The organism is Pseudomonas sp. yb_2 (genome assembly GCF_043103905.1).
Taxonomy (GTDB): domain Bacteria; phylum Pseudomonadota; class Gammaproteobacteria; order Pseudomonadales; family Pseudomonadaceae; genus Aquipseudomonas; species Aquipseudomonas alloputida.
Genome location: NZ_JBICKH010000037.1, coordinates 1 through 23957 on the forward strand (window position 1 = coordinate 1; position 23957 = coordinate 23957).

Sequence of the window (23957 nt, forward strand, 5' to 3'; positions counted from 1 at the left end):
CTATGCCCGCACCATCCTGGCGTTGCACGATGATGCCCGCGCAAGCCTTGGAGCAGGGCGGCGGGTGTCAGGCACGGTGTACGTGGGGTTGAGCGAGGAAATGGTGAAAGCCCCGATCATCGACTGCATGCGTCGTTTTTCGGTGGCACATCCCGATGCAGAGGTGTCCCTGACCGTCGGCCTGACTGGGGAGTTGCTCTCGCTCGTCCACTCGGGTGGGCTGGATATCGTATTGGGCAGCCGCTGCAGCGATGAAGAACGGGGCGAGGTGCTTTGGTCCGAGCCATTGGTGTGGGCGAGAGGGCCGATTGCGCTGGGCAGCGATGAGGTCACCACGCCTGTGCCCTTGGCGGTATTTTCTGATCAATGCCCTTATCGGGCCGCAGCTATCGAGGCCTTGGTACGCGCCGGGCGGCAATGGCGCATCGTTTGCCAGAGCCCAAGTGTCGGCGGGCTGATGACCGCCGTAAGTGGCGGGCTTGGGGTAACGCCTGTCACGCGATCGTCTGCTCTGGCTGCCGGCCTGGTGGAGGTGTCGACGTTGCCAGCCTTGCCTCAAGCGCAGTTCGTGCTGACGTCGGCGGCGACACCGAAGCGCTCGGCTGCCCTGCTGCTGGCGCAATTACGCCAATGTGTCGCGAAGGGAGAGCTTTGATCCGGCCTTTATCCACAGGCAAAAAAAACCGGCGTACGAGACGCCGGTTGTGCAAATGCCAGAAAAGCCCTTACAGCCCTTCGAGCATTGCCTTGTTACGCACTGCGCCTTTGTCGGCACTGGTGGCCAGCAGGGCATAGGCCTTGAGCGCGGTGGTTACCTTGCGTGGACGGACCTCGGCTGGCTTCCAGCCCTTCTTGTCCTGCTCGACACGGCGTTGCGCCAGCTCTTCATCGCTGACCAGCAGGTTGATCGAGCGGTTAGGGATGTCGATCAGTACCTTGTCGCCGTCGCGCACCAGGCCGATGGCGCCGCCCGCCGCGGCCTCTGGCGAGGCGTGGCCGATCGACAGGCCCGAGGTACCGCCCGAGAAGCGACCGTCGGTGAGCAGGGCGCAGGCCTTGCCCAGGCCTTTGGACTTGAGGTACGAGGTCGGGTACAGCATCTCTTGCATGCCCGGGCCGCCTTTCGGGCCTTCGTAGCGGATGATGACGATGTCGCCGGCTTTCACCTCGTCGGCGAGGATGCCGCGCACGGCGCTGTCCTGGCTTTCGAAGATCTTCGCGGTGCCCTCGAACACGTGGATCGATTCGTCGACACCGGCGGTTTTGACCACGCAGCCATCCAGTGCGATGTTGCCGTACAGCACGGCCAGGCCGCCCTCTTGCGAGTAGGCGTGTTCAAAGCTGCGGATACAGCCGTTTTCACGGTCGTCGTCGAGGGTTTCCCAACGGGTCGACTGGCTGAATGCGGTCTGGGTCGGGATACCGGCAGGGCCAGCCTTGAAGAAGGTGTGCACAGCTTCGTCATCGGTCTGGGTGATGTCCCATTTGGCGATGGCTTCTTCCATGCTGCGGCTGTGCACGGTCGGCAGGTCGGTGTGCAGCAGGCCGCCACGGGCCAGCGAACCGAGGATGCTGAAGATGCCGCCGGCGCGGTGGACGTCTTCCATGTGGTACTTCTGGATGTTCGGCGCCACTTTGCACAGCTGCGGCACTTTGCGTGACAGGCGGTCGATGTCGCGCAGGTCGAACGCCACTTCGCCTTCCTGTGCTGCTGCCAGCAGGTGCAGGATGGTGTTGGTCGAGCCGCCCATGGCGATGTCCAGCATCATGGCGTTTTCGAACGCTTTGAAGTTGGCGATGCTGCGTGGCAGGACCGACTCGTCATTCTCGCCGTAGTAGCGCTTGCACAGCTCGACGATGGTACGGCCGGCCGTGAGGAACAGCTGCTCGCGGTCGGAGTGGGTGGCCAGGGTCGAACCGTTGCCCGGCAGGGCCAGGCCCAGGGCTTCGGTCAGGCAGTTCATCGAGTTGGCGGTGAACATGCCGGAGCACGAACCACAGGTCGGGCAGGCGCTGCGCTCGTATTCGGCGACTTTCTCGTCGGAGGCCGTGGAGTCGGCCGCGATGACCATGGCATCGACCAGGTCCAGGCCGTGGCTGGCCAGCTTGGTCTTGCCGGCTTCCATCGGGCCGCCGGAAACGAAGATCACCGGGATGTTCAGGCGCAGGGCGGCCATCAGCATGCCGGGGGTGATCTTGTCGCAGTTGGAGATACAGACGATGGCGTCGGCGCAGTGCGCATTGACCATGTATTCCACGGCGTCGGCAATGATTTCGCGGCTTGGCAGCGAGTACAGCATGCCGTCGTGGCCCATGGCGATGCCGTCATCGACCGCGATGGTGTTGAATTCCTTGGCCACGCCACCGGCGCGTTCGATTTCGCGAGCCACCAGCTGGCCCAGGTCCTTCAGGTGCACATGGCCCGGGACGAACTGGGTGAACGAGTTGGCGATGGCGATGATCGGTTTCTTGAAGTCTTCGTCCTTCATCCCGGTGGCGCGCCACAGGGCACGGGCGCCGGCCATGTTGCGGCCTTGGGTGGAAGTCTTGGAACGATAATCAGGCATGAAACACTCCTGGCGGCTTAATCAGGTCACAAATAGGGGAGTGAGCTTCTCTTGTCCTTTGCGCCGCAGGCCGGTTGCCACTGGCACGGATGGGGCCAAGACCGCGCGGGATCGCCGCGTGCTTGACCAGAGCTCATAAACCCGCCGGGGATGACTGGCGATGAATAGGCCGATTCTACACCGCTGGCGCGGTGAGGGAATGCAGATGTGGATGGTTGGCGGGGGGATTGCGGCAGGAAAGGGCCGCTGGGCGGCCCTTTTTGGCAGATATCAGCTGTTTGGCAGTAACCGGCAGGTGATGCTTTTGATGTAGCGGGTTTCGGCGATGGCCGGGTGTACCGGGTGATCCGGGCCCTGACCGCCTCGCTCGAGCAGCTGCATGTTGCGGTCCAGGTGGCGGGCACTGGTCAGCAGGATGTTGTTCAGGTCGTCCTCGGGCAGGTGCATCGAGCACGAGGCGCTGACGAGGATGCCGTCTTTGTTCAACATGCGCATGGCCTGTTCGTTCAGGCGGCGGTAGGCCGCTTCGCCGTTTTTCAGGTCCTTCTTGCGCTTGATGAAGGCAGGTGGGTCGGCAATGATCACGTCGAAGCGTTCTTCGGCCGCCTTGAGCTCTCGCAGGGCTTCGAACACGTCGCCTTCGATGCAGGTCAGCTTCTCGCTGATGCCGTTCAGTGCAGCGTTACGCTCCACGCCGTCCAGGGCAAAGCCCGAGGCATCGACGCAGAACACTTCGCTGGCGCCGAAGGCACCGGCCTGCACGCCCCAGCCGCCGATGTAGCTGAACAGGTCGAGTACACGCTTGCCCTTCACGTACGGTGCCAGGCGGGCGCGGTTCATGCGGTGGTCGTAGAACCAGCCCGTCTTCTGGCCTTCGCGCACCGGAGCTTCGAACTTGACGCCGTTCTCTTCCAGCGGCACCCAGTCCGGCACTTCGCCGTAGACGGTCTCGACATAGCGCTGCAGGCCTTCGGCGTCGCGCGCGGCCGAATCGTTCTTGAACAGGATGCCGCTGGGCTTGAGCACCTGCACCAGTGCGGCGATCACGTCATCCTTGTGCGCTTCCATGGTGGCCGAGGCCAACTGCACCACGAGGATATCGAAGAAACGGTCGACCACCAGGCCTGGGAGCAGGTCGGAGTCACCGTAGACCAGGCGGTAGCACGGCTGCTCGAACAGGCGCTCGCGCAGCGACAGGGCGACGTTCAGGCGGTGTACCAGCAGCGACTTGTCCAGCGGCAGCTTGATGTCGCGTGACAGCAGGCGGGCGCAGATCAGGTTGTTCGGACTCAGCGCGACGATGCCCAGCGGCTTGCCGTTGGCTGCCTCGAGAATGGCCTGCTGGCCCGCCTGGAAGCCTTGCAAAGGGGTCGCGCTGACATCGACTTCGTTGCTGTAGACCCACAGGTGGCCGGCGCGCAGGCGGCGGTCGGCATTGGCTTTGAGGCGAAGGCTGGGCAGGGACATGACGTCGCTCCGGGAAAAAGAGCGGGATTATAGCGTGTCTGCTGTGCTTTCGCCTTTAGAGGTGTGGTAACTGGGAGCGCTTAGAGGGTTAAAATGCCGCGTCCTAAACGAGTGTGCACGTATGTCCCAAGAACTCAGCGCCGAACAGATCCAGCAAGCCTTGCAAGGCATCACCATCCCGCCTCAACCGCAGATCATGGTCGATCTGCAGTTCGAGCAGTACATGCCTGACCCAGACCTGGAAACCATCGCCAAGCTGATTTCCCAGGACCCGGGCCTCTCTGGCGCCTTGCTCAAGCTGGTCAACTCTCCGCACTTCGGCTTGTCGAACAAGATCGGTTCGATCCAGCGTGCGGTGAACCTGCTGGGTAGCCGTTCGATCATCAACCTGATCAACGCCCAGTCGATCAAGGGCGAGATGAGTGACGAGACCATCGTTACCCTCAACCGCTTCTGGGATACCGCCCAGGACGTCGCGATGACCTGCCTGACGCTGGCCAAGCGTACCGGCATACAGGCGGCGGACGAGGCCTATACCCTTGGCCTCTTCCATGACTGTGGCGTGCCGTTGATGCTCAAGCGCTTCCCCGATTACATGGACGTGCTGGAAGAGGCATACGCCAAGGCCGACGAAGAAACACGCGTGGTCGATACCGAAAACCGCACGTTCAACACCAACCATTCAGTGGTCGGCTACTTCACAGCCAAATCCTGGCGCTTGCCCGAGCACCTCAGTGCGGCCATCGCCAACCACCACAATGCCTTGGCCGTGTTCCGCGACGATACCTCGCGCAATACCCAGAGCCAGCTGAAAAACCTGCTGGCGGTGCTGAAGATGGCTGAGCATATCTGCGCGTCCTACCGGGTGCTGGGCAACCAGGCGGTGGACCACGAATGGAATGTGGTGGGCCCCTTGGTGCTCGATTACATTGGATTGTCGGAATACGATTTCGAAAACCTCAAGCAGAACATTCGCGAGTTGGGCGGACACTGACACATGCCGGAATTGCCAGAAGTAGAAACCACCCGACGCGGTATTGCGCCACACCTGGAAGGCCAGCGGGTCAGCCGTGTGGTGGTTCGCGACCGGCGGCTGCGCTGGCCGATCCCGGAAGACCTCGATGTGCGCCTGTCGGGGCAGCGCATCGTCAGCGTGGAGCGACGCGCCAAGTACCTGTTGATCAATGCCGAAGTGGGTACGCTGATCAGCCACTTGGGCATGTCGGGCAACCTGCGGCTGGTCGAGCTGGGCTTGCCGGCGGCCAAGCATGAGCATGTCGACATTGAGCTGGAGTCCGGGCTGATGCTGCGCTACACCGACCCTCGCCGCTTTGGTGCCATGCTGTGGAGCCTGGACCCTCTGAACCATGAGTTACTGCTGCGCCTGGGGCCTGAGCCGCTGACGGACCTGTTCGATGGTGAACGGCTGTTCCAGCTGTCCCGCGGGCGGTCGATGGCGGTCAAGCCGTTCATCATGGACAACGCGGTGGTGGTAGGGGTGGGCAACATCTACGCCACCGAGGCGTTGTTTGCCGCCGGTATCGACCCACGCCGAGAGGCGGGCGGGATTTCCCGGGCGCGCTACCTGAAACTGGCGATCGAGATCAAACGGGTGCTGGCGGCGGCCATCGAGCAGGGCGGTACCACCCTGCGCGACTTTATCGGTGGCGACGGGCAGCCGGGGTACTTCCAGCAGGAACTGTTTGTGTACGGGCGTGGCGGGCAGCCGTGCAAGGTATGCGGCACTGAGTTGCGCGAAGTGAAGCTGGGGCAGAGGGCGAGCGTGTACTGCCCGCGCTGCCAACGATGAAACGTTCGCTGCGAACCTGTTGAAGCGAAACCTGAACTGTGGGAGCAGGCATGCCCGCTCTCACAGGGACCGTGCAGGGAAGGGCAATGATCAGCCCTTGCCAGTGATCCGGCGATACTTGGCCATCAGCTGTTCTTCGGTTTCCGGGTGCGCTTCATCCAGCGGGATGCAGTCGACCGGGCAGACCTGCTGGCACTGCGGCTCATCGTAATGGCCTACGCACTGGGTGCACAGGTTAGGGTCGATCACGTAGATCTCTTCGCCTTGGGAGATAGCCTCGTTCGGGCACTCGGGTTCGCAGACGTCGCAATTGATGCAATCGTCGGTGATGATCAGGGACATGGGGACTCCGGCCGGGGCTCACAGCCCGGGCATGTTCAACGCAATGGGCACAATTGTGCCGCATTCGCGCCCGCAGTGCACGCGGGCGCGACAATCAGGCGTCAGGCTTGCTTCTTGAAGCGTTCAGTCAGTGCGTCGGCCACCACCGGGTGGACGAACTTGCTGATATCACCGCCCAGCGCTGCAATCTCCCGGACCAGGGTCGAGGAAATGAACGAATAACGCTCCGACGGCGTCAGGAACAGGCTCTCGACATCAGGGGCCAGTTGCCGGTTCATGTTCGCCAGCTGGAACTCGTACTCGAAGTCGGACACCGCACGCAGGCCACGCAGGAAGACGTTGGCGCCCTGTTCCTTGGCGAAATGCGCCAACAGGGAAGAGAAGCCGATGACTTCGACATTGGGCAGGTGCTTGGTGACCTCACGGGCGAGCTCAACCCGTTGTTCCAGGGGGAACAACGGGTTTTTCTTGGGGCTGGCCGCCACCGCGATGATCACGTGGTCGAATAGCCGCGAAGCGCGCTCGACCAGATCGCCATGGCCTTTGGTAATGGGGTCGAAAGTACCCGGGTACAACACTCGGTTCATCGCGTCATCCTGGCTGGAGTGCGTTGGGGAGTCGGATGGTAGCGCAGCGACGGCGCCCCGGCCAAGTCATGCGGCCGACTGATGGCACTATAGACAGGGGCCAGGTTCGTTGTCATGCGCTGTGTGCCAGGCGGCTGACCAGTGCTTCGCTGAGCCTGGCGCTGATGGCATACACCGACAATTGCGGGTTGGCGCCGATGCTGGTGGGGAACAGTGAACCGTCGTGAATCGACAGGTTTTCCAGCTGGTGATGGCGGCCCAGGCTGTCGCACACCGCGTCGCGCGGGTCTTCGCCGAGGGCGCAGCCGCCCATCACATGGGCGCTGCCCAAGCGCGTGCGGAAGGGCTCCAGGCGCAGTTTGTCGATCATGGTCAGGGCCTGTTCCAGGCTAGAGGCGGCGCTGGCGTCGCTATGCACCGGGGTTACCTGGGTGGCGCCAGCGGCAAACTGAACGTGTGCCATGCTGCGGTAGGCGCGCCGCAAGCCGTCACGCAGGTAGTCGGTGACCGGGTAATCGAGCACAGGTGAACCATCGCTGCGTAGTTCCACGGCCCCGCCCTGGCTTTCGGGGTGAAAACCATCGCGTAGCAGCGCCAGCATCACATGGGTATGGGGCAGCTCGGCCATGCGCTGGGCACTCTCGTGGCCGTGCCCGCCCAGCAGGGTGCTGGCCAGGGCCGGGTGCAGTGGCGGCACTTCCAGCTTGTAGCCAACCGGACCGTCTGCGCCGTCTTGCCACTGAAAGTGATCGCTGTAAATCGACTGCGGGGCGCCATGGTAGGGGTCGATACGCTCGCTGAAGCGTGCCGCACTGAAGTTGACCAGGTGCAGGAAGGTTCGCTTGCCCAGGCGACCATGCGGGTCGGGCGCGGCAGAGCGCAGCAGCAGGGCCGGGCTGTTGATACCGCCACCGGCCAGGAGGTAATGGCGTGCCTGCACGCTGACCTGCCTGCCGGTAGGGTGTATGCCCTGGGCGTCCAGGGCCTGGCATGTCAGGCTCTGAATGCGTTCGCCGTTGTGAGCGAAGCGCTCGGCCCGCGCCAGATACAGCAGTTCGCCGCCTTGCTCGAGGGTGGCAGGTATACGGGTCACCAGCATCGATTGTTTGGCATTCACCGGGCAGCCCATGCCGCAGTAGCCCAGGTTCCAGCAGCCGCGCACATTGCGCGGGATCACCCCCCAGCGGTAACCCAGCTGTTCGCAGCCCCGGCGCAGCACATCGTTGTTGGCATTCGGCGGCAAGGCCCAAGTGCTGATGCCCAGTTCCTGCTCCATGCGCTCGAACCAGGGGCGCAGTTCATCCTCGCCCAAACCGTTCACGCCATGGACCGAGGCCCAGTGCGCCAGGGTTTGCGGCGGGGTACGAAAGCTCGAGGTCCAGTTCACCAGCGTGGTGCCGCCCACGGCGCGGCCCTGCAGGATGGTAATGGCGCCATCCTTGCTCATGCGCCCCAGCCCTTCCTGGTACAGGCTGGCGTAGGCTTCGCTCTCCAGCAGGTGGAAATCGCTGCTAGTCTTCAGTGGGCCTTCTTCGATCAGCAGTACCTTGAAACCGGCAGCGCTGAGCATCTGCGCACTGGTGGCGCCGCCGGCACCACTGCCGATCACGGCAATGTCGGCCTCCAGAAACAGGTCGTGCTCCAGGCGCGAGGCGTCGTGGGTGATCCAGCCGCGTTCGAGGCCTTGGCGAAACGGGTCGGGGACAGGCATTGGCGATGCTCTTGTTGTTTTCAGATTTTCGGTGGGCCCGGGTAACCGCAGCCTGCCCAGGATTCGGGGCGTTCGTACCAGGCCATTTGCAGCAGTTGCAGCAACGACGCGTGCCCCATGCGTAGCAGGTTCAGCGAGCTGTCCTGCCAGCGTTGCAGGAACGCCGTGACCTGCGTGGCGCCAGCTTGGCCCCAGCTGCCCCAGACGCCGGTCAGCGGGCCGCGAGTCAGCGGCAGGCTGAGCACGTCGAACAATTGCCGGGTGAGCTTGAGCATTTCCGGCGATAACGCCGCCAGCTTGTTGTCGAGGCTGCGCAACACCGGCGCATCGGTGGCCTGTGTACCGGCCAGGACCACCGGGATCAGCGCACGCAGCAGGGGCAGGTCGTCGTCACGGAGTACCTGATAGCCGGTCGCGGCGGTTTGCGCGCTGCACCCCACCAGGCTGGCGCCAGCCAGAAAAGCACTGGCGCCGAGGCTGAAGCGCAGCAGTTCGCGGCGGTGCATGGCGCGGCCCTCAGCGGATGAACAATTTGTAGACCAGGCGCTGCAAGGCTTTGCCATAAGGCGGGTAAATCAGCCGTGCGGCGTTGAAACGTTGCTTGGCAAGTACCGCCTTGGCCTTGCTGAAGGTCAGGAAACCGTCGTGACCATGGTAGTGGCCCATGCCTGAAGGGCCGATGCCACCGAAGGGCAGATCGTCCTGGGCGACATGCAGCAAGGTGTCGTTCAGGCACACACCACCGGAGTGGGTGTGACGCAGCACATGCTCCTGGGTGCGGCGGTCATAGCCAAAGAAGTACAGCGCCAATGGGCGCGGGCGCTGGTTGATGTAGGCCAAGGCCTGGTCGATGCCGTCATAAGGCACTAGCGGTAGTAGCGGGCCGAAGATTTCGTCCTGCATCACCTGCATGCTGTCGTTCACGTCCAGCAGCAAGTGTGGCGGCATGCGCCGGCCCTGAGGGGCTTCGCCTGGGTACAAGTCGAGTACTTGCGCGCCTTTGGCGCGGGCATCGTCCAGCAGGTGCTGCAAGCGCTGCAACTGGCGCGGGTTGATGATGGCGGTGTAGTCGGGGTTGTCGGCGATGCGCGGGTACAGTCGGTGCACGGCGCGCTGGTAGGCGTCGCTGAAGGCGGGCAGCCGTTCGCGCGGCACCAGTACGTAGTCGGGGGCGACGCAGGTCTGGCCGGCGTTGAGGGTCTTGCCGAAGGCGATGCGCTCGGCGGCGCTGTCCAGCGGCACATCGGCAGAAACAATAGCGGGGGACTTGCCACCCAGCTCCAGGGTGACCGGGGTCAGGTTGTGTGCGGCAGCCTGCATCACCTGGCGGCCCACGCTGGTGGCACCGGTGAACAGCAGGTGGTCGAAGGGCAGGCGGGCGAAGGCCTGGCCCACCTCGACCTCACCGAGCACAACGCTGACCAGGTCTGTGGGGAACACGCGCTCGAGCAGTTGCTGCAGGGCCAGGCCCGTCGCTGGCGTGGCCTCGCTAAGCTTGAGCATGACCCGGTTGCCGGCGGCCAGGGCGCAGGTCAACGGGCCGATGGCGAGGAACAGCGGGTAGTTCCACGGTACGATGATGCCGACCACGCCCAAGGGTTGATAGCGCACCTGTGCGCTGGCCGGCTGGAACGCCAGGCCGACGCGGCGTCGGCTGCTGCGCATCCAGCGTTGCAAGTGCTTTTCGGCGTGGCGCAGGCCCTGTACTGACGGTAGCAGCTCGGCCAGCAAGGTCTCGTCCGCACTGCGCCCGGCAAAATCCTGGCTGATGGCGTCGATCAGTTCTGCCTGGCTGCTCAGCAAGGCTTCACGCAGGCTTTTCAGCCACTGCCGCCGCTGCGCCAACGGTGGCAGCGGGTTACCGGCAAAGGCCAGGCGTTGGGCCGCGAACGCCGTCGCGAGGTCGAGGTCGGATTGCACAGAGGGCAAGGCACTGGACGAGTTCATGGCGGTGTCGAGTCCGGGCAGGGGTTGCCTAGAGCCTATACTCTAATTTGTACCATGGTGCGAATTTTTACAGGCCGTTCAACGGTGCATTCCACCTGTAATAAGCCGTAAGATAAACCTTTGATGAAGGCCCGCAGACTGGGAGCTGAGCATGGCCCCGCGCATGAAGACCCGAGAGCGCATCGTGCAGAACAGCCTGGAGCTGTTCAACCAGCAGGGCGAACGCAGCGTCAGTACCAACCACATCGCCGCGCACATGGAAATCTCGCCCGGCAACCTGTATTACCACTTCCCCAACAAGCAGGCGATCATTGCCCTCTTGTTCAGCCAGTACGAAGCGCTGGTGGACAGTTTTCTGCGCCCGCCGCAGGGCCGCGCGGCAACCGTGGAAGACAAGCGCTTCTACCTCAAGGCCTTGCTGGCGGCGATGTGGAACTACCGCTTCCTGCACCGTGACCTGGAGCATCTGCTGGACAGCGATGCCGAACTGGCCGCCCGTTACCGGCGTTTTTCCGAGCGCTGCCTGCGCCAGGGCCAGGCGATCTACCGCGGCTTCGTCGAGGCTGGCATCCTGGCCATGGTGCCGGCGCAGATCGAGTCACTGACCATCAACGCCTGGATCGTGCTGACATCATGGGTACGTTTTCTCAGCACCACGCGTGAACATTCTGCGCACTTGGGTGAAGAAGCCTTCAAGCGCGGCGTCTATCAGGTGCTGGTGCTGGAGCTCGGTTTCGTCACCGACAATGCCCGTACTGCCGTAGAAGCGCTGTGTCAGGAATTCCATGTACCGTTCAACCAGGCCCTGGAGCTCTAGCCCAGGGCTCTTGTGCCATCGATCAGGAGATTGTCATGCCCCTTGCGCAATTGATCACCCCGCAGCAGTTGGCCGAGCGTCTGGGCTCGCCCAAGTTGGTGATCCTCGACTGCCGCTTTGCCCTCGAGGATGTGGACTATGGCCAGCGCAGCTATGCCCTGGGGCATATTGAGGGGGCGCATTTTGCCGACCTGGACCGGGATCTCAGCGGTCCGGTGAGCAAGGGGCGCACCGGGCGCCACCCATTGCCCGATCCGCAGCGGCTGGTCGAGCGCCTGCGAGAGTGGGGCCTGAACAACGACAGCGAGGTGGTGCTGTACGACGACGGCCCCGGCGCCTTTGCCGCCCGCGCCTGGTGGCTACTGGTCTGGCTGGGCAAGCGCAGTGGTGTGGCGATTCTCGACGGTGGCCTGAAGGCCTGGCACGCAGCGAGCCTGCCGTTGAGCCTGGACCCTCCACCCAAACGTGAGGGCACTTTCAGTGGTGAACCTGACGCGAAGCTGCTGATCGATGCCGACCATCTGGGCAAGCGCCTTGGTAGTGCAGACCTGACCTTGATCGATGCGCGTGCCTTGCCGCGTTTTCGTGGTGAAGTGGAACCGATCGACCCGGTGGCGGGGCATATTCCCGGTGCCCAGTGTGCGGCGTTTACCGACAACCTGGGGGATGACGGGCGTTTTCTGCCGGCGGATGAGCTAAAGCAGCGTTTTGCCGAAAAGCTGGCTGGACGGGCGCCGGAGCAGTTGGTGTCTTATTGTGGGTCTGGGGTAACCGCTTGCCATAACCTGTTTGCGCTGGCGCTGGCGGGGTACCCGCTGGGCAAGCTGTATGCGGGGTCGTGGAGTGAGTGGATCAACAACCCGCAGCATGCGGTGGCCACCGGCGAGTAAGCAGACCGGGTTGAACCCCCGCGGTGGGTGGCACCGGCAATGCCGGTGTTCGCGGGCATGCCCGCTCCCACAGGGGGCGCGCAGCCTTTACCAATTCGCGGGCTAGCTACCGTCCACCAGCCACTGCGGAATCCGTCGTTCCAGGTAGTACCCCGGATTTCGCAGGCTGCCATCGACAAATCCCACATGCCCACCGCGGTCATGCAGTTCGAAGCGGGTTTGTGGTGACAGTTCACGGGCCGTCGGCAGGCTGTGGCTGGACACGAAGGGGTCATCGCTGGAATGGATGATCAGCGTTGGCGTGCGGTTCTGGCCAAGGAAGAAGTGGCTGGATGAGCGGCGATAGTAGTCGTGCGCATCGCGAAAGCCATTGAGCGGTGCAGTGACTTTACCGTCGAAGTCCCAGAATGTGCGCAAATTGGTGAGTTGGCCCAGGCGTTCCAGTGTCGCCAGCTGTTCATGCTGGCCCCGGGCGTGGAAGTGCCGCTGCTTGAGCTGAACATACGCCAGCATCTCGCGCATGAAATGCGCCTGATACACCTTGGAGAACCCTTGGCCGATACGGTCGGCACAGTGGTCCAGGCGAAAGGGCACCGAAACTGCAGCCGCTGCCTCCAGTTGGCTGGCGACGCCGCTCTCTCCCAGGTATTTCAACAGTACATTGCCACCCAGCGAATAACCCACTGCATACAGCGGCGCCAGCGGGCGCTGGGCGCGAAGATGGCTGACAATTTCCGCCAGGTCTTCGCTGGCGCCAGAATGGTAGCTGCGCGGCAAAAGGTTGGGCTCGCCTGAACAACCCCGCCAGTTCACGGCCACACTGGCCCAGCCGCGATCTTGCAGCGCTTGCTGCAAGCCTTTCACGTAGGGCGAGTGAGACGAGCCGGTCAGCCCATGCAGCACAATGACCAGTGGCGCATGGGGTTGGTGCGGGCCGTGCCAGTCCAGGTCGATGAAGTCGCCGTCGGCCAGCCACAACCGCTCTCGGTCACGCTGCAGCTCAGGCAGCTTGCGCCAGAGCGGCCCCCACAGGGTCTGCAGGTGGGGATTGGACAGGCCGATGGCCGGACGGAATGTGGCGTTGTGGCTGGGCATGCTGGGTGGCTCATGATGTGCCCTGCTAGCTTGCCATGAAACAGCGCCACAGTACCTGCGCTATTGGTCGGGGGCTGGCAGCGGCTGTTGCTGAACGCCTGGTCCGACACTGACAAGTACCTTGTGGCTCAGGGCCAGCCGGCGCTGCATGACGGCTCGGACATCTGCCGGGGTAAGTTCGGCAATACGGGCGCTGTACGTGTCGAGATGATCGGCAGGTTGCCGCTGATGGGTTACTTCCGTCAGCAGTGTTGCGAGTTGCCTGTTCTGCGCGATCCCTCGCAGCAACTGCCCTTCCAGCTGTTTGCGTGCCAGTTGCAGCTCCAGCTGGGTGGGCCCTTCGTCGATGAACGCCTGCAGCAGGGTTTCTACCAGTGCCTGCGTGCCCTGCACATGCTGGGGCGCAACCTCCCATTCCACGGTGAACAGGCCGCCTGCACTCAATGGCAATACATGCGTGTGCACGCCGTAGGTCAGGCCGCGTCGTTGGCGCAACTCCACCATCAAGCGCGACTCGAGGCCCTCTCCCAGAACAGCGCTTGCCAAGGCCAGGGCCAGAAACTCCGGATCGTTGGCGGGTACGTTCATTGGCAGTGCCAGCAGGATCGCACTGCTGGCGCCAGCCTGCTCGACGGCTATCGTCGCGCTGGGAGCTGATGGGGCCGCCGGTAGTTCAGTGGCCGACCAGCCTTGCGGCAGGGCCTGGCTGATCTGTTGTGAGATGGCTTGGGCTTGTCCAGGCGAAAGGTCGCCTACCACGACCATCTCAAGGTTGCTGGCGCTGTAGGCGCGTTGGTGGAATGCCCGCAAGTCCTCAGGGGTAATGGCCTCGATACCTTGAGCGGTGCTGCCCAGAGGGTTGCCGTAAGGATGCCCGTTGAACAGGTGGCGGAAGACTTCGCTACGTGCTCTGAGGATGGGTAGCCGCTCGCGCGATGCATGGTTTTGCAGCAACTGGCGCTTGATCTTGGTCAGGGCCATTGGGTGGAAGGCTGGGTGGGCCACGAGGTCGGTGAACACCGCCAAGGCCGGGTCGAGCAGAGAAGGGGGGCTAAGGCTGCGAAGGCGCAGCGTCGCATGTTCCAGACGTACTTGTTTTTCCATGACCGCGCCCAGGCGCTCCAGGTGCTCAGCCTGCTGGGCAGCCGTGTAGGCTTGGCTACCCTCATCGAGCATGGAGAGCGTCAAGGCTGCCAGGCCAGGGTACAGAGTGTCCTGCGTGGTGCCGGCCTTGAACCGTAGTATCACGTCAACAATTGGCAGTTCCCGTGCTTCAACGAATTTGACGTCCGTGCCCGCAGTCGTCTTCCACACTTGAACCTGTGTATGGATGGTTTCGAACTGATCCAGGTCAAGTCCCTTGGCAGAGAGCAGCCCGCCGTAGAGGTTGTTGGCTCCGGCAGGCTGTTGCAGGGTCGTTGAGTCAGTCATGAGCGCTTTCCTTGTGGTGCGTGAACGTGAAGGCTGCACGGGAATGGGTGAGGAATTCATAGGCAGCCAGGCCTACCTGCTCGGCTGTCACGGTCTCGATGGCCTGTTGTTCTTCCTCGAGCGAAATAACCGGCAAGCCACAGGCGGCCTGTTTACCCATGGTTTGGGCCTCCTCGGCAATGTCGTCCCGTTCGAACAGCAGCCTGGCCAGCAGACGAGCCTTGGCACGTTGCAGGTGTTCCTTGGCTGGCGCCGACTGGCGAAACGCTTCGATCTCCTGCACCAGTCGTTCGGCGGCGGTCTGCGGGGTTACGTGTGGGCTGCAGAACGCGTAAAGGGTCAGCAAGCTGTCACCGCGCTGCCAGGGTTCATAGGTCGCTTTGATGTATTGCAGGATTGGTTCGTCCAGCAGCAGCCTGCGCTGGAGGATGCTGCTGTAGCCGTTGGCAAGCAGATCGGGAAGCAGACGCAGCGCGTAGGCCTGCCTGGCAGACTGCGCGGTACGCTGGCTGGGTAGTTTGAAGCTTATGATCACGCCGTTGTGCAAGCCTGGCAGGCGCAGCGTCTGAAAACGCCGGCCCTGGGAGGAGGGCCCTGTGGGTAAGGGCCGCATCGGCAAGCGATGGGCGGGGATCGCCGCAAAGTGGCGCGTCACCAAGGTTTGTAGTTGTAGCAGGCTGATGTCGCCGGCCACGGCGAGGGTGGCATTGTTGGGGTGGTACCAGGTCTTGTACCAGGTACGCGCTGCGGCTGGAGTGAGGCTCTCCAGATCTGACATGTGGCCAATGACAGGCGTGCCATGGCCACTATTGCCGTAAGCCAGCAAGTCGTGATGCTCCAGCGCCAATGCCCAAGGGTTGTTGTCCACTGCCTCGCGTCGCTCAGCCATGACCACTGCCAGTTCCCGAGCAAAGGGCGTATCGCCGAGGGTGGCACTGGCCATGACATCAGCCATGGCCTCCAGGGCAATTTCCAGGTGGCGGGTTGGCAAGGTGAGCGGAAATACCGTGGCATCCGCATAGGTGAATGCATTCGGGTCGCCGCCCAAGCGGGTCATGAGGGTTGAGTACTGGCCAGGCGCCAGTTTGCTGCTGCCCTCGAACAGTAGATGCTCCAAGGCATGGGACAGGCCGGTGTGGCCTTCAGGTTCGTAGCTGGAGCCTACGTGGTACCACAGCTGCACGCTGACCAGTGGCGCACGGTGGTCTTCACGCAGGCAGACGTGCAGGCCGTTGGCGAGGGTAAAAGAACCTTTCGAGGCTGCCATTAGCGGCGGGGAGGGGTGTTCGGCCATGGTTGAACTGCTCCTTCAGGAAATGAAGGTGCAGCTTCAACCATGGCGCAGGTGGGGTGCGGTAACTAAGTACACCCAACCCGCGGGTAATCAGCCCCGCTGCCAGAGTGCGTAGTGCACCTGGCCGGTCTTCTTCTCGCGGTGCAGGCGCCAGTTGCCCGGCAGCTGCAAGGTCGAGGGTGCCGCTTCGCTTTCGGTGTAGACCCATGCCTGCTCGCCCAGCCACTGATTCTGCTCCAGCATGTTGCAGGTGTTGGCCAGCAGGTCCTGATGGAACGGCGGGTCGAGGAACACGACATCGAACTGCTGCTTGGCCGGGCCTTGCAGGTAGCGCAGGGCGTCGGTTTGCAGGATTTGCCCGCGAGGGCAGCGCAGGATTTCGAGGTTGTTCTTCAGGTTGGCGATGGCCGCAGGGTTGCTGTCCAGCGCCACGGCGTCCTCGGCCCCACGGGACAGGGCTTCGAGCACCAGGGCACCACTACCGGTGAAGGCGTCCAGCACGCGGGCGCCCTCGATGTAGGGGGCCAGCCAGTTGAATACGGTTTCCCGCACGCGGTCAGGCGTTGGCCGCAGGCCTTCGCCTTCCGGCACCGCCAGGCGGCGGCTGCGCCATTCGCCGGCGATGATGCGCAGGTGGCCCTGGCCCTTGCTTTGGCCCGCTTGCGGGCGGGCGGGAGGGGTGGATCTTGGCATTAGTGCTCCGGTACCCCGAGCGGTTGCTCGGAGGGCTTGTCAGTGGGTGCTGGCAGCGGTTTTTGTGGCACTTTCGGGCCAACGGTGACGATCACCAGTTTATCGGCTGACAGGTGTTTGTTCATGGCTGCCTTGACCTGTTCGACGGTAAGGGCCTGGGACTGTTGCATGAAGTCCTCAAGCCAGGTCAGCGGCAAGTTGTAGAAGCCGATCGCGCCCAGTTGGCCGACGATACTGGCATTACTGGCGTTGGACAGCGGAAAGCTGCCGGCCAGCTCGCGCTTGGCATCGTCCAGTTCCTGTTGGGTCGGGCCCGTCTTCAGGTAGTCGGCGAGAATGCCTTGCACCAGCTTGAGCGTACCTTCGCTGAGCTCGGCACGGGTTTGCAGGTTGATCATGAACGGGCCGCGTACCTGCATCGGGCTGAATACCGAGTACACGCCGTAGGTCAGGCCGCGCTTCTCTCTCACCTCGCTCATCAGCCGGGTACCGAAGGCGCCACCGCCAAGGATCTGGTTGCCCATGGACAGGGCTGGCCAGTCCGGGTCCTGGCGGTCGATCCCCAGTTCGGCCAGCATCAGGTGGGTCTGCTTGGACGGGAAGTCGATGTGGGTCAGGCCGGCCTTGGCGTCTGCGGGTTGGGCCGGTGCGGCCAGCGCAGGGCCCTTGGGCAGGCCGGCAGACACCTGTGCGGCGATGGCTTCGGCCTCTGCACGGCTGAGGTCGCCGACCAGGGCGATTACCGCATTGCCGCCGGTATAGGCCTTTGCGTGGAACGCGCGCAACTGCGCAAGGCTGATGCCCGTGATGCTCTCGGCGGTGCCGTCGCTTGGGTGGGCGTAGGGGTGGTCGCCATAGAGCTTGCCGAAAAGGGCCTTGCCGGCGATCTTGCCGGGGTTTTGCTTCTCATACTCGAAGCCAGCCAGCATCTGGTTCTTGATGCGCTTGAGTGCATCCTCGGGGAATGTCGGCTTGCCCGCCACCTCTGTAAACAGTTTGAGGGCCGGTTCGCGCTTGTCCTTGGCACTGAGGCTGCGCAGCGATGCGACGGCCATGTCGCGGTAGGAGCCGTTGCCAAAGTCTGCGCCCAGGCCTTCGAAGCCCTCGGCGATGGCGGTGACGTCCTTGCCGGCCACGCCCTCGTTGAGCATGGCGTTGGTCAGAGCGGCCAGGCCTGGCGTGCCACCATCCTGGCTGCTGCCGGCAGCGAAGGTGACGCGCAGGTCGAACATGGGCAGTTCGCGGGCTTCGACGAACAGCACCCGGGCACCTTCGGCGGTGTTCCAGTGCTGGATGTTCAACTGACGCCGGCTGGGTGCCTTGCCATTCAGTTCGGCCAGCGACTGCAAGGTGTTGGCCGGGCGGGCCGCGCTGCTGTCGGCCTTGGCAGCGTTATCGGCCATGGCCGGAGCGGCCAGCACTGCCGCCAGCGCCAGGGCACGAATGCCCGTGGCCAGCAGGGTTGGGCGTGGTGCGCGGCGATCACTCATGGGCGGACTCCTCGGGCAGTACATGGGCAACGCTCAGGCGTTCGCGGGTGAAGTAGGTGCGCGCGGCGTTCTGGATGTCCTGCGGGGTGACGCGCTTGAGCTCGTCCAGTTCGCTGTCGATCAGCTTCCAGGACAGGCCGACGGTTTCCAGCTGGCCGATGGTGGTGGCCTGGCTGCTGATGGAGTCGCGGTCGTAGACCAGGCCGGCGATGACCTGGGCGCGTACGCGTTCCAGCTCTTCGGCGCTGGGCGGCGTGCTCTTGAGTTCTTCAAGCAGCTGCCAGATGCCTTTTTCGACGTCGGCGAGGGTTTTCTGCTTCTGCACATTCGGCGTCGCCGAGATCAGGAACAGGCTGTCGCCGCGGGTGAAGGCGTTGTAGCTGGACGACGCGCCGGCCACCAGTTCCTGGCCACGCTCCAGGCGGGCCGGCATGCGGGCGCTGTAGCCGCCGTCGAGCAGTGCCGAGATCAGGCGCAGGGCGTGCACTGTTCGTGGGTCCTTGGCGGTGGGCAGGCCGGGCACGTTGAAGCCGTAGATCAGGCTTGGCAGCTGGGTGCGTACGTGCAGGGTCAACTGGCGCCAACCTGGTTCAGCCAGCTCCAGAGGCAGCTTGGCTGGCGGTACGGCGCGTTTGGGAATATTGCCGAAATACTTCTGCGCCAGGCCCTTGACCTCGTCGGCGGTGACATCACCGACCACCACCAGGGTGGCGTTGTTGGGGGCGTACCAGGACTCGTACCAGTGGCGCAGTTCCTCGACCTTCATGCGCTCCAGGTCGGCCATCCAGCCAATGGTCGGCGTGTGGTAGCCGCTGGCCGGATAGGCCATGGCGCGGAACAGCTCGAATGCCTTGGCATTGGGCTGGTCGTCGGTGCGCAGGCGGCGTTCTTCCTTGATGACCTCGATTTCGCGGCTGAACTCGTCGGCAGGCAGGCGCAGGCTGGCAAGGCGGTCGGCCTCCAGTTCCAGGGCTACCGGCAGGCGGTCGCGGGCCAGCACTTGGTAATAGGCGGTGTAATCGTCGCTGGTGAAGGCGTTTTCATCGGCGCCGAGGTCACGCAGAATGCGCGAGGCCTCGCCGGGGCCGACCTTGGCGCTGCCCTTGAACATCATGTGTTCCAGCGCATGGGACAAGCCGGTCTGGCCCGGGGTCTCGTAGCTGGAGCCGACCTTGTACCAGATCTGCGAGACCACCACCGGGGCACGATGGTCTTCGCGGACCACGACCTTCAGGCCATTGTCGAGGATGAATTCGTGGGTGGGTTGCACATCGGCGGCGAAGGCCGCGAGCGGCAGGCAAAGCGTGCCGAGCAACAGGCCAGCGGCGCGGCGGGCTAGAGCATTCATACGGTGTTTAACCTGTTCGGCGGCCCGCTGGGTTTAGCGTCGGCGGGCCAGGAGGTGCTAGGATACTGATCCGGTTGCCTGGCGACCATGCCTGTCGCCGTTCTGGCCCACAGGACACTAAGTCAAAACGTTGCGCATGAACCAGCCGGCTTCAAGATAGTCTGTTCTGCGTAGAGAGAATTCCCGATTGGCCGTAGCTGGCCTATCGCTACCCTGAGATAGCCGTCTTCCATGTTTGGTTCCAACGACGACAAAAAAGCGCCGGCCGAGGCTGGTGAGAAGAAAGGCCTGTTCAGCTGGTTTCGCAAGAAGCCGCAGCCACCTGCGGGAGCGGGCGTGCCCGCGCATGAACCCCCCGCTGTCGAGCAGTCTGCAGCCGCTCCGGTCGAGGGATCTGCCGCCGAAGCGCCACAGGCCCCCGAACCCGTTCAGGCCGTTGCGGCCCCACAGCTGGCTGAGCCGCAGCCGGTCGCCGCACCCCCCCGGCCTCCGGTAGTCGAGGCCCCCGTCCCTGAACCGGTTGCGTCGCAGCCGTTGCAGGCGCCTGAGCCAGAGCCGGTCGCATCCCAGCCGCTGGTGGCACCTGCACCGCAGCCGGTTGCGTCCATGCCCTTGCAGGCGGCCCCTGTCGAGTCTGCCCCTGTCGAGGCCGCAGCGCCGGTCAGCAACCTGGTGCTGCCGGTTGCCGAAGAGCCCGTGGCCCTGGTGCCGGACCTGGAGCCGAAGGCACCGCCCGCAATCCCGGAACGCGCGGCACCAGCCCCTGTTGCTGCACCCGTCGAACAGGCCAAGCCCGGCTTCTTCGCGCGCCTCAAGCAAGGCCTGTCCAAGACCAGTGCCAGCATCGGCGAGGGCATGGCCAGCCTGTTCCTCGGCAAGAAGGTCATCGACGACGACCTGCTCGACGAAATCGAGACGCGCCTGCTGACTGCCGACGTGGGTGTGGAGGCTACCTCGGCCATTGTCCAGAACCTGACCCAGAAGGTCGCGCGCAAGCAGTTGGCCGATGCCGATGCCCTGTACAAATCGTTGCAGGAAGAACTGGCTGCGCTGCTGCGCCCGGTCGAGCAGCCGCTGAACGTACAGGCCCAGAACAAACCCTATGTGATCCTTGTGGTTGGCGTGAACGGCGCCGGCAAGACCACCACCATTGGCAAACTGGCGAAAAAGCTGCAACTGGAAGGCAAGAAGGTCATGCTGGCTGCCGGTGATACCTTCCGCGCAGCGGCGGTCGAGCAGTTGCAGGTGTGGGGCGAGCGTAACCAGATTCCGGTGATCGCCCAGCACACGGGTGCCGACTCTGCTTCGGTAATCTTCGATGCCGTGCAGGCCGCCAAGGCGCGTGGCGTCGACGTGCTGATCGCCGACACTGCCGGCCGCCTGCACACCAAAGACAACCTGATGGAAGAGCTGAAGAAGGTTCGCCGGGTCATCGGCAAGCTCGACGTTGAGGCGCCGCACGAGGTGCTGCTGGTGCTTGACGCCGGCACCGGCCAGAACGCCATCAGTCAGGCCAAGTACTTCAACCAGAGCGTCGAGCTGACCGGCCTGGCCCTGACCAAGCTGGACGGCACTGCCAAGGGCGGGGTGATCTTCGCCCTGGCCAAGCAGTTCAACATCCCGATCCGTTTCATCGGCGTCGGTGAAGGCATCGACGACCTGCGTACCTTCGAAGCCGAGCCGTTCGTCAAGGCTCTGTTCGCCGAGCGAGATTGACCATGATCCGATTCGAGCAGGTTGCCAAGCGCTATCCCAACGGTCATGTGGGTTTGCATGAGCTGAGTTTCCGGGCGCGCCGGGGCGAATTCCTGTTCGTCACCGGCCACTCGGGCGCTGGCAAGAGCACCTTGCTGCGCCTGTTGCTGGCCATGGAGCGCCCGACCAGCGGCAAGCTGATGCTGGCAGGGCAGGACCTTGGCCAGATCAGCAATGCGCAAATCCCGTTCCTGCGCCGGCAAATCGGCGTGGTGTTCCAGAACCACCAGCTGTTGTTCGACCGCACCGTGTTCAACAACATTGCCTTGCCGCTGCAGATTCTCGGCCTGTCCAAGGTCGAGATCGCCAAGCGCGTGGACTCGGCCCTGGAGCGTGTATCGCTGTCCGACAAAGGCGAGCTGTTCCCGGCCGACCTGTCCACCGGGCAGCAGCAGCGGGTGGGTATCGCCCGCGCCATCGTTCACCAGCCGGCTCTGCTGCTGGCCGACGAGCCCACCGGTAACCTCGACCCGCGCCTGGCTGCAGAGATCATGGGCGTGTTCGAGGACATCAACCGCCTGGGCACGACGGTATTGATCGCCAGCCACGACCTGGCGCTGATCGCGCGCATGCGTCACCGCATGCTGACCTTGCAACGCGGCCGCTTGATCGGCGATGGGGAGGCCGGGCAATGAACACAACACGTACGCCGAAGGTTTCCGAGCGGGTCGCACCGAAACCGGCCGATCCGCAACCTGCGAAGAAAAAGCGCGGTGAAGACGATGATGGCCCGGACTTCCGCACCCTGCTGCATGCCTGGCTGGAAAGCCACCGTGCCAGCCTGGCCGACAGCCTGCGCCGCCTGGGCAAGCAGCCGATCGGCAGCTTCTTCACTTGCCTGGTCATGGCCGTGGCGCTGAGCATGCCGATGGGCCTGTCCTTGTTGCTGAAGAACGTCGAGCAGCTTGGCGGTTCGTGGCAACGCGCTGCGCAGATTTCGCTGTACCTCAAGCTCGATGCCGGCAGCCGCGATGGCGAAGCGCTGCGCGACGAGATCAAGGGCATGCCTGGCGTGGCGGACGCCCAGTATGTCAGCCGCGAGCAGGCCCTGGAGGAGTTCCAGCAGCAGTCCGGCCTGGGCGAGGCCTTGCGCGAACTGCCTGACAACCCACTGCCGGGTGTGGTGGTGGTAACCCCGACCGAGGTCGACAAACCGGCCCTGGACGCCTTGCGTCAGCGCCTGTCGGAGCTGCCGCGGGTGGACGTGGCGCAACTGGACCTGGTCTGGGTCGAGCGCCTGGCAGCCATCCTCAAGCTGGGTGATCGCTTCGTCTTCGGCCTGGCCGTGATGCTGATTTCTGCCCTGCTGTTAGTAATCGGTAACACAATTCGTCTACACATTGAAAACCGTCGTATCGAGATCGAAGTGATCAAGCTGGTCGGCGGCACCGACGCCTACGTGCGCCGGCCTTTCCTGTACATGGGCGCCCTGTATGGCCTGGGCGCAGGCCTGCTGGCGTGGGGCATCCTGGCGTTTGGCCTGAACTGGCTGAACGAGGCGGTGGTAGGGCTTTCCGGGCTGTATGGCAGTGACTTCGCCTTGGGCGGCGTTCCGGCTTCCGATGGTCTGTCGCTCTTGATCGGAGCAGTGTTGTTGGGGTATATCGGTGCATGGATTGCAGTCGCCCGCCACTTGAACGAGCTGGCGCCGCGATAGTTTTTACGTGCCAGCATTGACATTTTCTTCACTGTGGAACTTGTACCGTCGTTCCAGGTCAATGTTGGCAGCGCCCACAAGGTGCGAGTTTTGTAAGTCGGAGGTTCTTGAATGACCACATCGTTGCAACCTGCCTATGCCCTGGTACCCGGTGCAAACCTGGAAGCCTATGTGCACACGGTCAACAGCATCCCGCTGCTGACGGTCGAGCAGGAGCGTGATCTGGGCGAGCGTCTCTATTATGAGCAGGATGTCGAGGCCGCTCGTCAGATGGTGATGGCCCACCTGCGTTTCGTCGTACATATCGCCCGTAGTTATGCCGGCTACGGGTTGGCCCAGGCTGACCTGATCCAGGAAGGCAACGTCGGCCTGATGAAAGCCGTCAAGCGCTTCAACCCGGAAATGGGCGTGCGCCTGGTGTCGTTCGCCGTGCACTGGATCAAGGCAGAGATCCACGAGTTCATTCTGCGCAACTGGCGCATCGTCAAGGTGGCTACCACCAAGGCTCAGCGCAAGCTGTTCTTCAACCTGCGTAGCCAGAAGAAGCGCCTGGCGTGGCTGAACAACGACGAAGTGCATCGCGTGGCGGAAAGCCTTGGCGTCGAGCCGCGCGAAGTGCGCGAGATGGAAAGCCGCCTCAGCGGCCAGGACATGGCCTTTGACCCGGCAGCGGAAGCTGACGACGACAGCGCCTTCCAGTCGCCTGCGCATTACCTGGAAGACCACCGTTACGATCCGGCGGTGCAGCTTGAGGATGCCGACTGGAGTGACAACTCCACCAGCAACCTGCACGAAGCGCTGCAAGGTCTGGACGAGCGTAGCCGCGACATTCTCTATCAGCGTTGGCTGGCGGAAGAGAAGGCCACGCTGCATGAACTGGCAGACAAGTACAGCGTATCGGCTGAGCGTATTCGCCAGCTGGAAAAGAATGCGATGAACAAGGTCAAGGCACTGATCGCTGCCTGATCGAGTCTGGGTTGTAAAGAAAAGCCGCTGGCCCTATGGGGTGAGCGGCTTTTTTGTTTGTGCTGGCTTTGCCGGCCTCTTCGCGGGTAA

Annotated in this window: 22 protein-coding genes; 9 read left to right on the plus strand and 13 right to left on the minus strand. The window is 63.4% G+C overall.

Annotated elements, in window-relative coordinates; translation table 11 throughout:
• On the plus strand, positions 1-655 hold a 655-nt coding region (locus ACF8FB_RS09170), incomplete at its 5' end, for a LysR substrate-binding domain-containing protein (protein WP_392511240.1).
• 70 nt (positions 656-725) lie between these two features.
• On the opposite strand, the gene ilvD is transcribed toward ACF8FB_RS09170, so the two are convergent.
• Positions 726-2567: a dihydroxy-acid dehydratase gene (ilvD, locus tag ACF8FB_RS09175; protein ID WP_010955664.1), complete on the minus strand. Its 1842-nt coding sequence runs from the start codon at positions 2565-2567 to the stop codon at positions 726-728.
• Between the two features lie 270 nt (positions 2568-2837).
• Positions 2838-4034, minus strand: a complete 1197-nt coding sequence (locus ACF8FB_RS09180) for a class I SAM-dependent rRNA methyltransferase (RefSeq protein WP_010955663.1) — start codon at positions 4032-4034, stop codon at positions 2838-2840.
• Positions 4035-4209: 175 nt separating this feature from the next.
• On the opposite strand from ACF8FB_RS09180, the gene ACF8FB_RS09185 reads away from it, so the two are divergent.
• Together ACF8FB_RS09185 and mutM are read left to right on the plus strand one after the other, a co-directional pair.
• Complete coding sequence (locus tag ACF8FB_RS09185) at positions 4210-5028, plus strand: HDOD domain-containing protein (RefSeq protein ID WP_172835041.1); 819 nt, start codon at positions 4210-4212, stop codon at positions 5026-5028.
• Between the two features lie 3 nt (positions 5029-5031).
• The gene (gene mutM, locus ACF8FB_RS09190; RefSeq protein ID WP_010955661.1) at positions 5032-5844 is read left to right on the plus strand and encodes a bifunctional DNA-formamidopyrimidine glycosylase/DNA-(apurinic or apyrimidinic site) lyase; all 813 of its coding nucleotides are present in this window, start codon (positions 5032-5034) and stop codon (positions 5842-5844) included.
• 90 nt (positions 5845-5934) lie between these two features.
• Here mutM and ACF8FB_RS09195 read toward each other — a convergent pair whose 3' ends face one another.
• The 5 genes from ACF8FB_RS09195 to ACF8FB_RS09215 all read right to left on the minus strand — a co-directional run bounded on the left by ACF8FB_RS09195 (position 5935) and on the right by ACF8FB_RS09215 (position 10431).
• Positions 5935-6186, minus strand: a complete 252-nt coding sequence (locus tag ACF8FB_RS09195) for a YfhL family 4Fe-4S dicluster ferredoxin (RefSeq protein WP_003249063.1) — start codon at positions 6184-6186, stop codon at positions 5935-5937.
• A gap of 101 nt (positions 6187-6287) precedes the next feature.
• The gene (gene coaD / locus ACF8FB_RS09200) at positions 6288-6773 is read right to left on the minus strand and encodes a pantetheine-phosphate adenylyltransferase (protein WP_010955660.1); all 486 of its coding nucleotides are present in this window, start codon (positions 6771-6773) and stop codon (positions 6288-6290) included.
• A 112-nt stretch (positions 6774-6885) separates the two neighbouring features.
• Positions 6886-8484 (minus strand): GMC family oxidoreductase N-terminal domain-containing protein, encoded by a 1599-nt coding sequence (locus tag ACF8FB_RS09205; protein ID WP_392509461.1) that lies wholly within the window; start codon positions 8482-8484, stop codon positions 6886-6888.
• Between the two features lie 20 nt (positions 8485-8504).
• The gene (locus ACF8FB_RS09210; RefSeq protein WP_392511241.1) at positions 8505-8990 is read right to left on the minus strand and encodes a twin-arginine translocation pathway signal protein; all 486 of its coding nucleotides are present in this window, start codon (positions 8988-8990) and stop codon (positions 8505-8507) included.
• Between the two features lie 10 nt (positions 8991-9000).
• Positions 9001-10431, minus strand: a complete 1431-nt coding sequence (locus ACF8FB_RS09215) for a coniferyl aldehyde dehydrogenase (protein WP_176684760.1) — start codon at positions 10429-10431, stop codon at positions 9001-9003.
• Between the two features lie 151 nt (positions 10432-10582).
• On the opposite strand from ACF8FB_RS09215, the gene ACF8FB_RS09220 reads away from it, so the two are divergent.
• Together ACF8FB_RS09220 and ACF8FB_RS09225 are read left to right on the plus strand one after the other, a co-directional pair.
• Positions 10583-11248 carry a TetR/AcrR family transcriptional regulator gene (locus ACF8FB_RS09220; RefSeq protein WP_010955656.1) on the plus strand — a complete coding sequence of 222 codons (666 nt, stop codon included), beginning with the start codon at positions 10583-10585 and terminating at the stop codon, positions 11246-11248.
• Positions 11249-11283: 35 nt separating this feature from the next.
• Entirely contained in the window at positions 11284-12138 is an 855-nt protein-coding gene (locus ACF8FB_RS09225) for a sulfurtransferase (RefSeq protein ID WP_010955655.1), read from the plus strand.
• A gap of 102 nt (positions 12139-12240) precedes the next feature.
• On the opposite strand, the gene ACF8FB_RS09230 is transcribed toward ACF8FB_RS09225, so the two are convergent.
• From ACF8FB_RS09230 to ACF8FB_RS09255, 6 genes are all read right to left on the minus strand, one after another.
• Entirely contained in the window at positions 12241-13233 is a 993-nt protein-coding gene (locus ACF8FB_RS09230; RefSeq protein WP_010955654.1) for a hydrolase, read from the minus strand.
• A 60-nt stretch (positions 13234-13293) separates the two neighbouring features.
• Entirely contained in the window at positions 13294-14664 is a 1371-nt protein-coding gene (locus ACF8FB_RS09235; protein WP_392511242.1) for a M16 family metallopeptidase, read from the minus strand.
• Complete coding sequence (locus ACF8FB_RS09240) at positions 14657-15958, minus strand: M16 family metallopeptidase (protein WP_392511243.1); 1302 nt, start codon at positions 15956-15958, stop codon at positions 14657-14659. Before ACF8FB_RS09240 ends, ACF8FB_RS09235 begins: the two co-directional genes overlap by 8 nt.
• 90 nt (positions 15959-16048) lie before the next feature.
• A complete protein-coding gene (gene rsmD / locus ACF8FB_RS09245; RefSeq protein WP_010955651.1) occupies positions 16049-16651 on the minus strand; it encodes a 16S rRNA (guanine(966)-N(2))-methyltransferase RsmD in 603 nt (200 codons plus the stop codon).
• On the minus strand, positions 16651-18141 hold the full coding sequence (locus ACF8FB_RS09250; RefSeq protein ID WP_010955650.1) for a pitrilysin family protein: 1491 nt from the start codon (positions 18139-18141) through the stop codon (positions 16651-16653). Before ACF8FB_RS09250 ends, rsmD begins: the two co-directional genes overlap by 1 nt.
• Positions 18134-19489 (minus strand): pitrilysin family protein, encoded by a 1356-nt coding sequence (locus ACF8FB_RS09255; protein ID WP_004575476.1) that lies wholly within the window; start codon positions 19487-19489, stop codon positions 18134-18136. The genes ACF8FB_RS09250 and ACF8FB_RS09255 overlap by 8 nt, the downstream gene beginning before the upstream one ends.
• 231 nt (positions 19490-19720) lie before the next feature.
• Here ACF8FB_RS09255 and ftsY point away from each other — a divergent pair, with 231 nt between their 5' ends.
• The 4 genes from ftsY to rpoH all read left to right on the plus strand — a co-directional run bounded on the left by ftsY (position 19721) and on the right by rpoH (position 23867).
• Positions 19721-21205, plus strand: coding sequence for a signal recognition particle-docking protein FtsY (gene ftsY, locus ACF8FB_RS09260; RefSeq protein WP_010955649.1), 1485 nt, complete (start codon positions 19721-19723; stop codon positions 21203-21205).
• 2 nt (positions 21206-21207) lie between these two features.
• Complete coding sequence (gene ftsE, locus ACF8FB_RS09265) at positions 21208-21879, plus strand: cell division ATP-binding protein FtsE (protein ID WP_003249079.1); 672 nt, start codon at positions 21208-21210, stop codon at positions 21877-21879.
• Positions 21876-22901 (plus strand): permease-like cell division protein FtsX, encoded by a 1026-nt coding sequence (gene ftsX, locus ACF8FB_RS09270; RefSeq protein ID WP_010955647.1) that lies wholly within the window; start codon positions 21876-21878, stop codon positions 22899-22901. Before ftsE ends, ftsX begins: the two co-directional genes overlap by 4 nt.
• 111 nt (positions 22902-23012) lie before the next feature.
• Positions 23013-23867 (plus strand): RNA polymerase sigma factor RpoH, encoded by an 855-nt coding sequence (gene rpoH / locus ACF8FB_RS09275; RefSeq protein WP_003249083.1) that lies wholly within the window; start codon positions 23013-23015, stop codon positions 23865-23867.
• Positions 23868-23957 lie beyond the last annotated feature (90 nt).

What these genes read in the sequence shown, in the direction of transcription:
- ACF8FB_RS09220 (WP_010955656.1), top strand. Translation starts at nt 10,583, where the DNA reads ATGGCCCCGCGCATGAAGACCCGAGAGCGCATCGTGCAGAACAGCCTG.
- ACF8FB_RS09250 (WP_010955650.1), bottom strand. Translation starts at nt 18,141, where the DNA reads ATGAGTGATCGCCGCGCACCACGCCCAACCCTGCTGGCCACGGGCATT.
- rsmD (WP_010955651.1), bottom strand. Translation starts at nt 16,651, where the DNA reads ATGCCAAGATCCACCCCTCCCGCCCGCCCGCAAGCGGGCCAAAGCAAG.
- ilvD (WP_010955664.1), bottom strand. Translation starts at nt 2,567, where the DNA reads ATGCCTGATTATCGTTCCAAGACTTCCACCCAAGGCCGCAACATGGCC.
- ACF8FB_RS09180 (WP_010955663.1), bottom strand. Translation starts at nt 4,034, where the DNA reads ATGTCCCTGCCCAGCCTTCGCCTCAAAGCCAATGCCGACCGCCGCCTG.
- ftsE (WP_003249079.1), top strand. Translation starts at nt 21,208, where the DNA reads ATGATCCGATTCGAGCAGGTTGCCAAGCGCTATCCCAACGGTCATGTG.
- ACF8FB_RS09215 (WP_176684760.1), bottom strand. Translation starts at nt 10,431, where the DNA reads ATGAACTCGTCCAGTGCCTTGCCCTCTGTGCAATCCGACCTCGACCTC.
- ftsY (WP_010955649.1), top strand. Translation starts at nt 19,721, where the DNA reads ATGTTTGGTTCCAACGACGACAAAAAAGCGCCGGCCGAGGCTGGTGAG.
- ACF8FB_RS09240 (WP_392511243.1), bottom strand. Translation starts at nt 15,958, where the DNA reads ATGGCCGAACACCCCTCCCCGCCGCTAATGGCAGCCTCGAAAGGTTCT.
- ACF8FB_RS09195 (WP_003249063.1), bottom strand. Translation starts at nt 6,186, where the DNA reads ATGTCCCTGATCATCACCGACGATTGCATCAATTGCGACGTCTGCGAA.
- ACF8FB_RS09230 (WP_010955654.1), bottom strand. Translation starts at nt 13,233, where the DNA reads ATGCCCAGCCACAACGCCACATTCCGTCCGGCCATCGGCCTGTCCAAT.
- rpoH (WP_003249083.1), top strand. Translation starts at nt 23,013, where the DNA reads ATGACCACATCGTTGCAACCTGCCTATGCCCTGGTACCCGGTGCAAAC.
- coaD (WP_010955660.1), bottom strand. Translation starts at nt 6,773, where the DNA reads ATGAACCGAGTGTTGTACCCGGGTACTTTCGACCCCATTACCAAAGGC.
- ACF8FB_RS09255 (WP_004575476.1), bottom strand. Translation starts at nt 19,489, where the DNA reads ATGAATGCTCTAGCCCGCCGCGCCGCTGGCCTGTTGCTCGGCACGCTT.
- mutM (WP_010955661.1), top strand. Translation starts at nt 5,032, where the DNA reads ATGCCGGAATTGCCAGAAGTAGAAACCACCCGACGCGGTATTGCGCCA.
- ACF8FB_RS09210 (WP_392511241.1), bottom strand. Translation starts at nt 8,990, where the DNA reads ATGCACCGCCGCGAACTGCTGCGCTTCAGCCTCGGCGCCAGTGCTTTT.
- ACF8FB_RS09225 (WP_010955655.1), top strand. Translation starts at nt 11,284, where the DNA reads ATGCCCCTTGCGCAATTGATCACCCCGCAGCAGTTGGCCGAGCGTCTG.
- ACF8FB_RS09235 (WP_392511242.1), bottom strand. Translation starts at nt 14,664, where the DNA reads ATGACTGACTCAACGACCCTGCAACAGCCTGCCGGAGCCAACAACCTC.
- ACF8FB_RS09205 (WP_392509461.1), bottom strand. Translation starts at nt 8,484, where the DNA reads ATGCCTGTCCCCGACCCGTTTCGCCAAGGCCTCGAACGCGGCTGGATC.
- ftsX (WP_010955647.1), top strand. Translation starts at nt 21,876, where the DNA reads ATGAACACAACACGTACGCCGAAGGTTTCCGAGCGGGTCGCACCGAAA.